Origin of the sequence: Grimontia indica (genome assembly GCF_000333895.2) — a bacterium.
GTDB lineage: Bacteria > Pseudomonadota > Gammaproteobacteria > Enterobacterales > Vibrionaceae > Enterovibrio > Enterovibrio indicus.
The window spans coordinates 299,042-311,345 of record NZ_ANFM02000006.1 but is presented as its reverse complement, the minus strand read 5'-3'; the positions used below and the strand labels follow the sequence as shown (position 1 = coordinate 311,345).

Genomic DNA, 12,304 nt, shown 5'->3' with positions numbered 1-12,304 from the left:
AATGAAAGATTGAGTCTAAAAGTGTTAACTGCATCGCGTTTAGGAAGGGTTAAGACTCAAAGGGATAACTGAATGAGGCCTTAACCAGCATGCTGATTTTGATAGTATTACTGGAAAGAAATTCTTTCCCATTAGTCACGGAACGGGTTGTTTGAAGTGTTTGAATTATTCACGCCAAGGTTAAAGCTTCGGGATTTTCTCAAAGAGGATTTACCTGACTATTTCAGCATGACCCAAGATGGGAAGTATCAACGTTTCTATTCGCCTGATGATGTTAGCGCAGAGAAAGCAGAATATTTGGTGGCTTTGTTTCAAGAGCAAGCGATCTCGATACCACGCACGCATTATCAGTTGGCGGTCTGCGATAAAGAAACGGGCCAGTTTATGGGAACGGTAGGGCTCAGGTTAGAACAGCCAGGAAAAGCGTCAGTAGGGTGCGGTTTGTCGCGTGAGTTTCATCACTCAGGATTGGCAGAAGAAGCGATGACAGCCTTGGTGGCATATGGTGTTGAGTCTCTCGACATTCAGCAGCTTTATGCGGAAACGATCGCTGAAAACAAAGCTGCTATTCGCTTGTGTCAGAAAATGGGGATGACCGAAATTGAACGTCGTGCGGGGGATGTTACTTTTGCAGGCCGCCAGTGGGATACCCTTGTAATGAGTCGGTATCTCAAATGATGTGAGCTTTACCGATGGGTAGCATCGACTACTCTGACCAGCGAATTCAGTGATTGATTTATCGAACGTTCGTGCTAATTTTATTTTTAGATGCTTGAGAGTCGTAAAATGAGCAAGAAAAAACAGACGCGGGAACAGATACTGACAGTTGCCTTTGAAATGGCGAGTCGGGAAGGGTTGGAAAGCCTCACTATTGGCGAACTTGCCAAGCAGGTGGGTATGTCCAAAATTATTGCTCTGGATGGAAAAAGAGTGTAATTGGTTTTGGTCCTTTTTTTGTCGTGTCTAGGATGAGTAAGAATGAAGTCCCCATTTGTTAATCTGCCTATTGATGTGAGAACACACTTGGAAAGCAGTGGTAATGACCTCAGAGTTTCTAGCGGGACAATATTACTTTCAGCGTCAAATGTCTGGGATCATTGCTACTGGCTTCAAAGAGGGGCCATTCGAATGTATTACATAGATATAGATGGACGCGAGCACAACAAAGCGTTCTTCCTGATGGGAGATTTTCTCTGGCCAGTTTCAGAGCAATTAAGAAACTCCCCTAGTGGCTTTTTCATTGAAGCTTTGACTGATCTTGACGTTGTTTCATGGAAGGTGGAATTTTTCCAGAAACATTTTGATGAGGAAGAGTGGCGTCGCTTTACGTTACTTTGGGTTGAAAGATTGCTCAACTCAAAACTCGAGAGGGAAAGAGATTGGCTACACCTAAATGCAACAGAGCGGTACAAGAAGCTGTTTAAAACCAAGCCGGACTGGATTGAAAATGTGCCAGACTTCCATCTAGCCAGTTATCTGGGAATGACTCCTGAATCTCTTTCGAGAATTAAACGCCAACTTACCAAATGATAAGGAGCACAACCGTTTGTTGATACACACTTGCTCTGACTAGAAAATGGTGAGCAGTAAGGAGCAAGTGAAATGAACAAGGTACTTGGCGTGAGCTCAACGATATTGTTGGGGTTGATGGCTGGCTTTTTTGCTACATACAGCTTCAATGTGAATATGGCGATGCTTGAGGTCGATGGTGAGACCTATGCCAGTGTCCAATCTCTCTTTAACCAAAACGTCAGGCATACAGCTTTTTTTGTTTGTTTCTTTGGCGCGGGATTGCTGCCTTTGGTAACGGGGGTTTATTGGTTTAAGGAAAAACAAACCATGATAAGTTTAGGTTGGTTGCTGATTGCTCTGACTTACATCTTGGGAATTATTGTGTTTACCCGTTTTGTAAATCTTCCACTTAATTACTACACCGAGTCGTGGGACCCTTCTCTGCTACCAACAGACTGGGAAGTTGTGAGAGAAGAATGGAATCGCGCCAATTTTTTCAGATCCATCGTTTCGATAGTTGTATTTATCGGAGCGTTGCTTCTGAGGGAGTTTGTCACATCGGACGGACGAGCGCGGTAGGCTGTCTCTATGGGCATGATAGGGTTAACCGTCGGTGATAAGCCTTAGCACTGGTCTTATCAATCTGCTGATTTTGATAGTATTAGGGGATTGGATGACTTTCCCAATGAGCAAGGATTAAGCCTCGATGGGTTGCGGATTGTGCCCGGCAGATTCATCACACAGAACTGGCTATTTTTTTAGATGCTTGAGAGTTGTAAAATGAGCAAGAAAAAACAGACGCGGGAACAGATACTGACAGTTGCCTTTGAAATGGCGAGTCGGGAAGGGTTGGAAAGCCTCACTATTGGCGAACTTGCCAAGCGGGTGGGTATGTCCAAAAGCGGGTTGTTTGCACATTTTAACTCGCGCAGTAATTTACAGGCGGCTGTCGTGATGTTTGCTGGCGAGTGCTTCGCTGCCCGCATCATCGTGCCTTGCCGTGAAGCGTCGCACCCCAGCATTGAAGCGAAAATTCGCCATATGCTAGATAACTGGTTGACCTGGAATAGCTCGTTTCAGGGAAGCTGCATGTTTTTGGATGCGTGGCGTGAAAGCCACGACGAAGAAGACCCAATGCAGCAGGCGTTGGAAGGAACAATTAAGAAGTGGCTGAACTATTTGCATATTCAATTCGAGAAAGGGATTGAGTCTGGTGAGTTCCGCGAAGATTTGGATTGTTGGCAAACCGTTTATGAGCTTTATGGTTTGTACCTGAGTAGCCATCTGTTTAGAACGTTGAAACTTGAATCTGAAGGGGCGAAAAGGTTTTGGACAGGAATTGATGGCCTGTTCAATAAAGTCAGAAAATAATTGGTGGAAGCAGATGCATACCGAGTCTGCTTTTTCTTTGAGATGGAATAGCACGACCGTTCGATAATGATGAGGGACATCCATGAGTAGCAAAATCTACTTTGGCAATAATAACCGGTTCAGCTTTAAACGTGGCGCTTTGAGTGTTGCCAGCAGGCTTCATCACACTATAGCCCCGAAGCATGCACTTAAAACTGCCCGTCGTCTATTTCTAACACCGGCAAAAGGACGCGAAACCAATCCAATGCCTGAGGGAATGGTGGTGGAAGCGGTACCAACGGCACAAGGTAAAATGATGACATACAAGTTGGGAACTGGGCCAACTTGGGTGCTGACACACGGCTGGTCAGGGTCTTCAAATCAGTTTTTTCCGTTGATGGAATACATTGCTGAAGCTGGCTTTACCGCGTTGGCTTATGACCACCCAGGACATGGCAAAAGTGAAGGCAAAGAAGGGAGTATTCCCGCTTTCCTCTGCGCTTTGGATGACATTCTCAACCAACAGGAAAAGATAGAAGGTGTCGTGGCGCACTCAATGGGAGGAGCAACCTTGCTGGAAAGCGAGCATCCTTCATTGCAAGGCAAGCCAATTATTCTCGTGGCACCAGTACTCAAATACTGGGACAACCTATTTGGCACCATTGAAGCGTCGGGTTACTCCATGAAACTGTTCAAAGAGGTGATTGCTTCTGTCGGGCAGGAATACAACGTCCGTATTGAAGATATCGATCCCTTCGTTAAGTTGGGTCAACGCCAATCTCCGGTTGTGATTGTTCATGACAAAGGTGACCGTTTTGCGCCATTTGGGGTGTCAAAAGAAGCGACCATTTATGACCATGTCACCTTGGTGGAAACAGAAGGGCTAGGGCATGGGCGTGTATTGAAAAGTGCTCCGTTAAAAGAAGCGTTTTCAAAAGTGGCCGGGCCGCTTATCTAAATCAGTCATTGGGAAGGGAAACTCATGATCACACCTATCTATGCTGCGCTGCTTTGTTTGGTATTTATTTACTTGGCAATGAGGGTCATTAAGTTCCGCAGAGGATATAAGGTGGCCTTGGGTGATGGGAACGAAAAGTTGCTGAACAAAGCCATTCGCGCTCACGGTAACTTCGCCGAGTATGTCCCGTTCGCTTTGCTGCTGTTGTTGATGGTGGAACTCCAGCTTGAACAGCAAAGCCCATATCTTCATGTGCTCGGCATTACACTGCTGGTCGGTCGATTACTTCACGCTTACGCGGTGAGCCAGCCCAATGAGCCGTTGAAGTTTCGCGTCTACGGTATGTTGCTGACCTTCTTGGTGTTGATAGCGTCAGCACTATGGGCGCTATATCTAGGTATATTCTAAATATTATTACCATGGTGTGTTATTCTGGCTTTGTCCCTCAATAAGCACATCGGAACTTCCTTTGAAGAAAATCGCTGTATTCGCAGATGTTCAAAATATCTATTACACCACCCGCCAAGCCTACGGCCGCCAGTTTAACTATCGAAAACTTTGGCAACAGCTTCAGGAGTTGGGGGATGTCGTAGTGGCTAACGCTTATGCGATCCGTCGCGATGACGATCAGCAAATCAAGTTTCAGGATGCCCTTCGCCATATTGGTTTTGAAGTAAAACTCAAACCTTTTATTCAACGCAGTGACGGCAGTACCAAAGGCGATTGGGATGTTGGTATCGCGATTGATGTGATGGAAACGGCACCCGAGGTTGATACCATTATCCTGCTTTCCGGTGATGGAGACTTTGACTTGCTGATGAATAAAGTGCGTGAGCGCTACGGCAAAGAAGCGATTGTGTTTGGTGTGCCGATGCTTACCGCTAATTCATTGATCAACAGCGTTGACCGTTTTATCCGCATTGAAGAAGACCTACTTCTATAACGTTAACCTCAATAGCATGACTTCGGGTTCTGGGTGCGCGGCTGTTGCCTTTTTGAACCCGAGACTTTTCAGCAGTTTCAAACAACGTTTGTTGGTTTCGAGTGTGATGGCGACGACTTCGGTCAATGCCAAAGATTCCTTAGCCATCTCCAAAACAGCGATTGCCGCTTCTTTCGCATAGCCTTTCCCGTGATGTTCTGGAAAGAATCCAAACCCCAGATCAATGCCGTCTAAGTTGTCTCTATCAATCAACCCGCATACACCTATAGGTTCATGATTTTTAAGCTCTACAGCCAATAAGCCCATATTGGGGGTGCCGTGCATCGGCAGTAAGGTTGAGCGAAGATACACTGCCGCATCAATATTGCTTCGGATATTCTTATCCCCAACAAACTGAAGAAAACCGTCGGTGTTATAAAGTCGATTGATAAAGCCTGCATCATTCTCGTTAAGGTTTCTGAGCGTTAATCGAGAGGTGCTGAGTATGGGTAGTTGCATTGTGTTTCCCCAAAAAAAGAGCCCTTAAAGTAAGGGCTCTTATGATTATAGCTGGTTGAGATAAAACGATTTGCTCAGAATGAAATGACGTAAGCACCACTTGCTTGATTGAGCGTGACGACAAAAGTTTGTTCCAGCTCTGAGCTGCTCATTGGTACCCAGCGCGCATATATTTGCTCCCAATTACCGTTAATCTCGATATCAACCGTCGTGGTCAGGTCGGGATATATTGTGGTCAACCTCGACAGTGGATCCACATCAACATCACCATTAGCGTGTACGTAATCCGCCTGTGAATAGACATGCAGTGCTCCAGGCGTCGAACCGCTGTAATTCACACTGAGTTGGATAGCGTCACCGATGCAGAATTTAAAAGCGCGCGCCGCAACAATGTCTTCTGTATTAACGAGTGATGTTGTGGGGGAAGAGCTAGACACATCGCTGCTTCCTGAGCCGCCACTCCCCGTAGAGGTATCTCCGCCACCTCCGCCGCCACAAGCGGTGAGAAACAATGGCAGGGCGATTAGAGTCATACGTTTGAGTGTTATGTTCATCTTCTTATTCCTCATCTGCCAATGGGGCAACGACTTTTCCGGATGTCGCTGTGGAATACCAACTGATGTTCGATTCTCCGCTGCTGGTAACCCAGTCGGCAAACGTAGTGAAAGCGTGGCTTATGTCAGTGTCTTCGGTTGGGTGACTCCATTCATCCCTGATGTTGATTGACCATGGCATGTTGTTGCTGGTCAAGAAGGATTCTGAACCGCCAGAGCTATCGTCATTTGTATTAAAAAAGGCGTTGTTCATATCGCTGGTGCCGGAGAATTGTTTAAGGTGCAGTTGCCAACTTATCCCGGGAGGGGTGTCAGTAAAGTCACCGTGGTAAATCCCGTCTGTGGCAAAGATAAACGGGTCATAGGGGGGGTAGCCAACGACAGCACGAGCTACGGGCGTTGTTAGTTCAACGCTAAGTTGATAATCCAGCCTGCTCGTTTGGGAATCCAAACAAGCAGTTTGAGTACGATAGTAAGGACAACCTTCAGAAAGCACACCGAGACTATCCACATCCTCTCTAACATTTTCCGAAATGATCAGAACCGTTTCTCCGGGATTAGCTTGTTGCACTGTGTGGGAAACAGCTTGACCATTACGTGTTAAGGAAACTGAAGCAATATTTGATGGGTCAACGTTTGGCAAATGCAGTGCAAAGCCATTTGAATAACCTGCTCCCATCGCTTGCAGGTTGTAATCCGCTGAGAAGCTTTTCAGTTCACGTTGGCCATTCAGTGTTTCTGTGATTCGGTAGCGCATGACGACATCGTTAAAGTCGTAATCGCCCATAATTGGCCAATTATCTTCGAAGGCGACAGTCGCATAACCATTTGAGCTTGGATACACAGAGGTGATAGTGATGTCTGGGTCATTGTTTTGAGTCAGAACTTCATACTTTGAATCGGTTGAACCATCAGGATTCACACCATCGATCGCTTGAAACGGCGTCACCTCAACGGTAAAGATGAGGTCGTTGAAATCATTATCCCCTTGGGGGCGTTGAATATCTTCAAATCCCAGCACCAGAAATTCATTCTGGGTGTCGATAAAAGCGACATTATGTCTGCGCCACTCAGCGGTGGTTTCTGGGTTTAGTTCCGGAAAACTGTAGAAGGGTGTACCGAATCGGCCCAATGACGGGATGTTGTTATAGCTGCCTCCCCAACCATTCGAGAGTATAAAGAATCCCAATGTTTGCCCCGCTGTCAGCTGAACACTAAGGTCGATAGTATCTCCCTCCTGTAGCTCCCCCTGATTAGGTTTGGAAGCGTTTGGAAAGATGATCGTGTGTGTAGCAATGTCATCTATCGAGGCCGGTGGGTTTGCTGTTTCGTAAACAAAATAGCCAAGCACGTTGCGGTAACCTGCACCTTCGTTGAGGAAAGTGACGCGAGCGGTGGCGTATGCAGCCCCACCTAATTCATCATCGATGTCGATACTGGAGTATTTACCGCTGTCGATAAAATCGGGATTAACCACGCTACCTTCAGGGAGCATCGAATAAACGTTATCGAGTGTATCTTGCGGCAGTTGGTCAGCGATTGAATAAACATCACTTGGCGTACCCAGCGATGAATAGTTGCTTGAGTCGGCGCCTGACTCAAAAACCAAATCATTTGCGGTTAATGCATACGTAAAAGTGCTGACTATGCACCCTCCAGTAATAAGCATTTTTCTCAACAACATACCTAGCCTCCAAAGTGAATTCTTAAGAGGACTCAGCAAAAACAATGCCTGAATTATTTGTGTTTAAAATTAAAGAGTTAGATGTTTTAGGCGTGTAGGTAAGAAAGGATGCATCAATTTGAGAATAGTGATGATTGTCGATATGAGAAAAATGCCCCGATAAACGGGGCATTTTCAATCTAACTGATTGAGAGTATTACTTACCGGCAATACTCAGTCGCGCAAAGCGAATCAATGGAGAGTAGAATTGCCCAGCGTAGTTTGGTACGACAGTGTTTCCTACTGCCTCAATTTCTTTGATCATGGTGTAGAAGTTACCCGCGACTGTGATGCCTCGTACAGGTTGGATTCGCTTACCATCGCGGCAAAGGAATCCGCTTGCACCAAACGAAAAATCACCACTGATAGCGTCTGCACCAGAGTGAACACCTTGTAGGTCAACCAGCTCAAGGTATTCACCAGCGGTGACTTCGGCTTCACTGCTGGTGCCAGCCCCAATCACGTCGTGGCGAGAACTGACGCTCAAGGTGCCTTTTGGTGAACGGCCTGCATTCGCGGTATGCGCAACGCCGAAATGTGCGGCAGTTGCTGAGTTATGCAGCAGACCAAGCAGCTCACCGTTTTCTATCAGTGGCGTGTCACTTGTTGCAAAGCCTTCACCATCGAATGACTTGATGGCATGGCCTCCAGGCATGTAAGCCACATCCCTGAAACTCAACAGCGGACTTGCGACTTGCTGGCCAATCTTATCGCGCCATGGGTTGATACCACGTTTTGCCGATTCACCTGAGAACACGCTACCAAAAGCACCCAGCACCTCATTCAGACTGTCTTGCTCGAAAATGACCGAGTATTGGCCAGTCGCAATTGGCGTGCCTTCCAACAGTGCTTCAGCCATGTCGTAGGCATCGTTGATGACCTTTTCTGGTGTCAGGCCATCGAAGGTGCGGGCAACAGACGCAGCAACATGCATGGATTGCTTGTCGTTGTGGTCAATCAACGCGGCGGTATAACAGCTCAGTGAACGAGATTGGTGGAAACAGCGGGTGCCGAGGGTGTTGCCCAGCAGGGTGATGCCACTGCTTTCGCTGTATCCGTTGTATGGCGCGCCTTTTGCCAATGGTTTTTCACGGATTTTGCCTTCAAGCGACAACGCCAACTCGATCTTCTGCTCGGGCGTTGCATCGTCCTGCTGATAGATTTCCGGATAATCCGTGTTGATGTTTAGACCTTCTGCGCGAATTTTCTGGAGCGGATCTTTCTTGGTGAAGCTGGCATTGGTCAGCGCCTGATAGACCATTTGCGCCAGGTTTTCCCGCTCAAGGGATTCGGAGTAGCTGATAGCGACATGTTCATCTTTAATCACTCGAACGCCGATGACCTGACTTGCGGTGACTTTGTATTCTGACAGTTCGCCTTGGTCGGCCTTCAGGGTAAAGCTTTCGTTGCTGGATGCAATCACATCAGCTTGCGCGCCGCTTTTCTGTGCCAGTTCAAGCACCTGCTCGATGGCGTTTTCTAATGTTTTTTGCTCGCTCATTAGTTACCGCCTCCTACCAGAATGTTGTCCACTTTAAGCGCGGATTGTCCAACCGTCGTCGGAACTGAGCCACTCACAGAGCCACACATGCCGGCAGCAAGTGCAAAGTCTTTACCTACCATGCTGATTTCTTTAAGCACTTTAGGGCCTGTACTGATCAAGGTTGCGGATTTCAGCGGCTTGGTCACTTTGCCATCTTCAATCAGATAGGCTTCCTGAACCGCAAAGTTAAACTCGCCGGTTCCTGGCTGAACGGAGCCGCCACCCATTTTCTTCGCATAGATACCGCGCTCTACGCCGCTGATCATGTCATCAAATGTCGCATCACCCGGTTCAATGAAGGTGTTACGCATGCGGGAGGTTGGGGCATACTTATAGGATTCTCGACGACCGGAACCTGTGCGTTCGAATCCGGTTTTCAGGCTGCCCATGTGGTCAACCATAAAGCTAGTCAGCTTACCGTCTTTGATCAGCTGAGTGCGTTGGGTTTCCATACCTTCATCATCGATGTTGATAGAACCCCATTCGTTTGTCATTAAGCCATCATCCACGGCACTGACTGCAGAGTGTGCAATCATCTCGCCCATTTTGTCGTGGAATACAGATGCTTTCTTGGCAACAGAAGTCGTTTCCAGTAAATGACCACATGCCTCATGGAAAATGACGCCGCCAAAGCCATTGCCAATCACCACCGGCATTTCGCCTGACGGACAGGCATCTGCGCCTAGTTTGATTAATGCTTGTTTCGCTGCCATTTCTCCCAGTTCTTCTGGATCAATTTGAGCATTGAACTCCCAACCAGAAAGCATACCCGGTGCTTCATATCCGGTAGACTGCTCGTTGCCATGTGTAGCGACAACGGAAGAGGCAATACGGGTATAGTGGCGGGTATCCTGAACATGCAAACCCGTTGAGTTGAAGATTTCGATCTGCTGCTCACGCTGGGCGATACGACCAATGATTTGAGAAATTTTATCGCTTTGAGCGCGCGCTTTGGCATCGACACGCTTAAGGAAAGCAATTTTCTCTTCAACATGGTTGTTTGCAGAGAAAGGCATACTCACCGGATGACGATCGTCGCGCTGCATAAAGTTCAATGAGCCGGCTTGTGCGATTTGATCACGTTTGTCTTTTGCACAAAGAAGTGAGGTGACTTGCTTGAGCTTTTCTTCGTCTTGACTGTTTGTGTAGCCGTAAAGCACTTTATGGCCAAAGAAAAGGCGGATGCCGATACCAAAATCGATACCTGAATTCACTTTGTCGACTTCGCCTGACAGTAACTCTACGCTCCCTGAATGGTGTCGCTCAACGAACAACTCCGCAAAATCCGCACCCAAAAACAGGGCGTGGTCAATCACTGCTTTGGCAGTGCTGGTATTTAACATTCCTTCCTCCTACATAGAGTCAGTTTTCTTATCTGTTACTTTGAGATTAACAGCTAGCAACCAGAGCACCAATCGTGTGTGCCTTTTAGTGATATAGGTGCCGTCTATTCGGTTAAAATTCATTCAAAACATTTACATAATGTAAGTTAATATACCCAAACAACCTGAAGATGCTCGCATTGATGGCCTCCCTTCGGGCGAGTTGACTGACGCCGCGCTCATTGTTGTTCCTTTTTGATGGAGGTGACTACACCTGCAAAGGAACGCCTCGATCACAACGCCAGTCAATCTCGCTGAATCCGGCATCTTCAGGTTGTTTGGGTATACGGTGTATTCATGGCAGTAATAAGGAATTTGTACTTTCGGATCTCTGCCGGATTGATACACTGCTCAGCCTGACAATGATCAGCGTACTGATAGGAATCTCCATGGCCGACAAGCTAACCAAAAAAGTCCCGACCAATATCATCACCGGTTTCCTCGGTGTAGGTAAGACAACCGCCATTCTCAATCTGCTCAAACAAAAACCAGAAAATGAAAACTGGGCTGTGCTCGTGAATGAGTTTGGTGAAGTGGGCGTTGATGGTGCTTTCCTTAGTGAACAGGGCGCGATGGTAAAAGAGGTTCCGGGTGGTTGCATGTGCTGTGTGGCGGGATTACCCATGGCTATCGGCATCAACGCACTGCTGGCACAAAATCCGGATCGATTGTTGATTGAACCAACTGGTTTGGGACACCCTAAAGACATTATCGGTAAGCTGCTTTCAGAGCATTACGAAAATTATATCGAGCTGAATGCGACGATTACTTTGGTTGATCCGCGTAACTTCGCGGATGTGCGTTACACCGAGAACCAGAACTTCCGTGATCAGTTGGCATTGGCGGACGTGGTGGTGGCGAACAAAGCTGACCTCAGTTCACCAGCCGACATTGAAGCGTTCGATGACTACGTCAAAAGCGCTGAAATCGCGAAGTTAGCATCAGGGTATGTTGAACAAGGACAACTCAACCCTGAATGGTTAGCCTTGCCACGCGTTGACCGTAATGCGCAGTTTGGACACCATCACTCACACGATGATGACGAAATGCCTCCGTTTGAGCTGGAGCCAGGTGAAAAATACCGTCGTAAAGAAAACAAAGGGCAGGGTTATGTCAGTTGCGGCTGGGTGTTCGAGCCAAACACGGTATTTCCGTTTGATTCGCTCTATGGCCTGTTTGCCAACCTGAATGCGGAGCGCGTGAAAGCTGTGATGAATACAGATGACGGTATGTTTGCGTTCAACGTGGTAAACCAAATGGTGACAGTGAGTCCAATCAGTTTGCAAGGCGTTGAGTCCCGTGTCGAAGTCATCGACAAGGAACTGCTACCTTGGGACGAGCTTGAAGACATCCTGCTGTCGTTCATCGCAGAATAATTGTCACGCCCGGCTAAATGCCGGGCGTTTTCATTGGAAAAGGAACTCAGCGTGATGAAGGAAGAGATAAAGGCAAAGTTTGAGAGCTACCCAGAGCCGGCAAAATCTAGATTGCTACAACTGAGGGAACTGATTTTCGCCGTCGCAGCTGAAATCGGTGTTAGTGTCGACGAGAGTCTGAAATGGGGTGAACCTAGCTATTCAGTAAAAGGCGGAACGCCAGTGCGGTTCGATTGGAAGACCAAATCGCCAGAATCGGTCTCCATTTACTTTCACTGTCAGAGTTTAATGGTCGATACGCTGCGAGAAGTGATGCCAGTGGCGTTCAGTTATTCTGGAAACCGCGAACTCTCGTTCCCATTAAATCAGCCTCTTCCGGATACCGCTTTGAGGGTTTGCATTGAAGCAGCGTTTACGTATCAATCGAGAAGAAAACAGCCGCTGCTTGGGCTTTAGCGCTGAGCT

The 12,304-nt window shown here is 47.3% G+C and carries 14 protein-coding genes and 1 pseudogene; 10 read left to right on the top strand and 5 right to left on the bottom strand.

Going from position 1 to position 12,304, the window contains the following annotated elements; translation table 11 throughout:
* Positions 1 to 156 precede the first annotated feature (156 nt).
* The 8 genes and pseudogenes from D515_RS03835 (at position 157) to D515_RS03805 (ending at position 4,763) form a co-directional block, all read left to right on the top strand.
* Complete coding sequence (locus D515_RS03835; RefSeq protein ID WP_039849593.1) at positions 157 to 678, top strand: GNAT family N-acetyltransferase; 522 nt, start codon at positions 157 to 159, stop codon at positions 676 to 678.
* A gap of 108 nt (positions 679 to 786) precedes the next feature.
* Positions 787 to 906: pseudogene (locus D515_RS25165) on the top strand (TetR/AcrR family transcriptional regulator); the annotation flags it as partial.
* A gap of 72 nt (positions 907 to 978) precedes the next feature.
* Positions 979 to 1,530: a Crp/Fnr family transcriptional regulator gene (locus tag D515_RS03830; RefSeq protein WP_152442340.1), complete on the top strand. Its 552-nt coding sequence runs from the start codon at positions 979 to 981 to the stop codon at positions 1,528 to 1,530.
* A 72-nt stretch (positions 1,531 to 1,602) separates the two neighbouring features.
* Positions 1,603 to 2,091, top strand: a complete 489-nt coding sequence (locus tag D515_RS03825; RefSeq protein WP_002536148.1) for an anthrone oxygenase family protein — start codon at positions 1,603 to 1,605, stop codon at positions 2,089 to 2,091.
* 201 nt (positions 2,092 to 2,292) lie between these two features.
* On the top strand, positions 2,293 to 2,883 hold the full coding sequence (locus tag D515_RS03820) for a TetR/AcrR family transcriptional regulator (protein ID WP_002536145.1): 591 nt from the start codon (positions 2,293 to 2,295) through the stop codon (positions 2,881 to 2,883).
* An 82-nt stretch (positions 2,884 to 2,965) separates the two neighbouring features.
* Positions 2,966 to 3,820, top strand: coding sequence for an alpha/beta hydrolase (locus D515_RS03815; protein ID WP_002536143.1), 855 nt, complete (start codon positions 2,966 to 2,968; stop codon positions 3,818 to 3,820).
* A gap of 24 nt (positions 3,821 to 3,844) precedes the next feature.
* On the top strand, positions 3,845 to 4,228 hold the full coding sequence (locus D515_RS03810) for an MAPEG family protein (RefSeq protein ID WP_039849563.1): 384 nt from the start codon (positions 3,845 to 3,847) through the stop codon (positions 4,226 to 4,228).
* Positions 4,229 to 4,289: 61 nt separating this feature from the next.
* Positions 4,290 to 4,763 carry an NYN domain-containing protein gene (locus tag D515_RS03805; RefSeq protein WP_002536138.1) on the top strand — a complete coding sequence of 158 codons (474 nt, stop codon included), beginning with the start codon at positions 4,290 to 4,292 and terminating at the stop codon, positions 4,761 to 4,763.
* Here D515_RS03805 and D515_RS03800 read toward each other — a convergent pair.
* The 5 genes from D515_RS03800 to D515_RS03780 all read right to left on the bottom strand — a co-directional run bounded on the left by D515_RS03800 (position 4,758) and on the right by D515_RS03780 (position 10,424).
* The gene (locus D515_RS03800; protein ID WP_002536136.1) at positions 4,758 to 5,261 is read right to left on the bottom strand and encodes a GNAT family N-acetyltransferase; all 504 of its coding nucleotides are present in this window, start codon (positions 5,259 to 5,261) and stop codon (positions 4,758 to 4,760) included. The two genes, D515_RS03805 and D515_RS03800, sit on opposite strands and share 6 nt — an antisense overlap.
* A 74-nt stretch (positions 5,262 to 5,335) precedes the next feature.
* A complete protein-coding gene (locus D515_RS03795; RefSeq protein WP_002536134.1) occupies positions 5,336 to 5,815 on the bottom strand; it encodes a hypothetical protein in 480 nt (159 codons plus the stop codon).
* Between the two features lie 4 nt (positions 5,816 to 5,819).
* The gene (locus D515_RS03790) at positions 5,820 to 7,499 is read right to left on the bottom strand and encodes an LruC domain-containing protein (RefSeq protein ID WP_002536132.1); all 1,680 of its coding nucleotides are present in this window, start codon (positions 7,497 to 7,499) and stop codon (positions 5,820 to 5,822) included.
* A gap of 196 nt (positions 7,500 to 7,695) precedes the next feature.
* Complete coding sequence (locus tag D515_RS03785; RefSeq protein ID WP_002536130.1) at positions 7,696 to 9,039, bottom strand: TldD/PmbA family protein; 1,344 nt, start codon at positions 9,037 to 9,039, stop codon at positions 7,696 to 7,698.
* Positions 9,039 to 10,424 carry a TldD/PmbA family protein gene (locus D515_RS03780; RefSeq protein ID WP_002536129.1) on the bottom strand — a complete coding sequence of 462 codons (1,386 nt, stop codon included), beginning with the start codon at positions 10,422 to 10,424 and terminating at the stop codon, positions 9,039 to 9,041. Before D515_RS03780 ends, D515_RS03785 begins: the two co-directional genes overlap by 1 nt.
* A 428-nt stretch (positions 10,425 to 10,852) precedes the next feature.
* Here D515_RS03780 and D515_RS03775 point away from each other — a divergent pair, with 428 nt between their 5' ends.
* Positions 10,853 to 11,839 (top strand): CobW family GTP-binding protein, encoded by a 987-nt coding sequence (locus D515_RS03775; protein ID WP_002536127.1) that lies wholly within the window; start codon positions 10,853 to 10,855, stop codon positions 11,837 to 11,839.
* A gap of 33 nt (positions 11,840 to 11,872) precedes the next feature.
* Positions 11,873 to 12,295, top strand: a complete 423-nt coding sequence (locus D515_RS03770) for a DUF1801 domain-containing protein (RefSeq protein WP_239643931.1) — start codon at positions 11,873 to 11,875, stop codon at positions 12,293 to 12,295.
* The last annotated feature ends 9 nt before the right edge of the window (positions 12,296 to 12,304 follow it).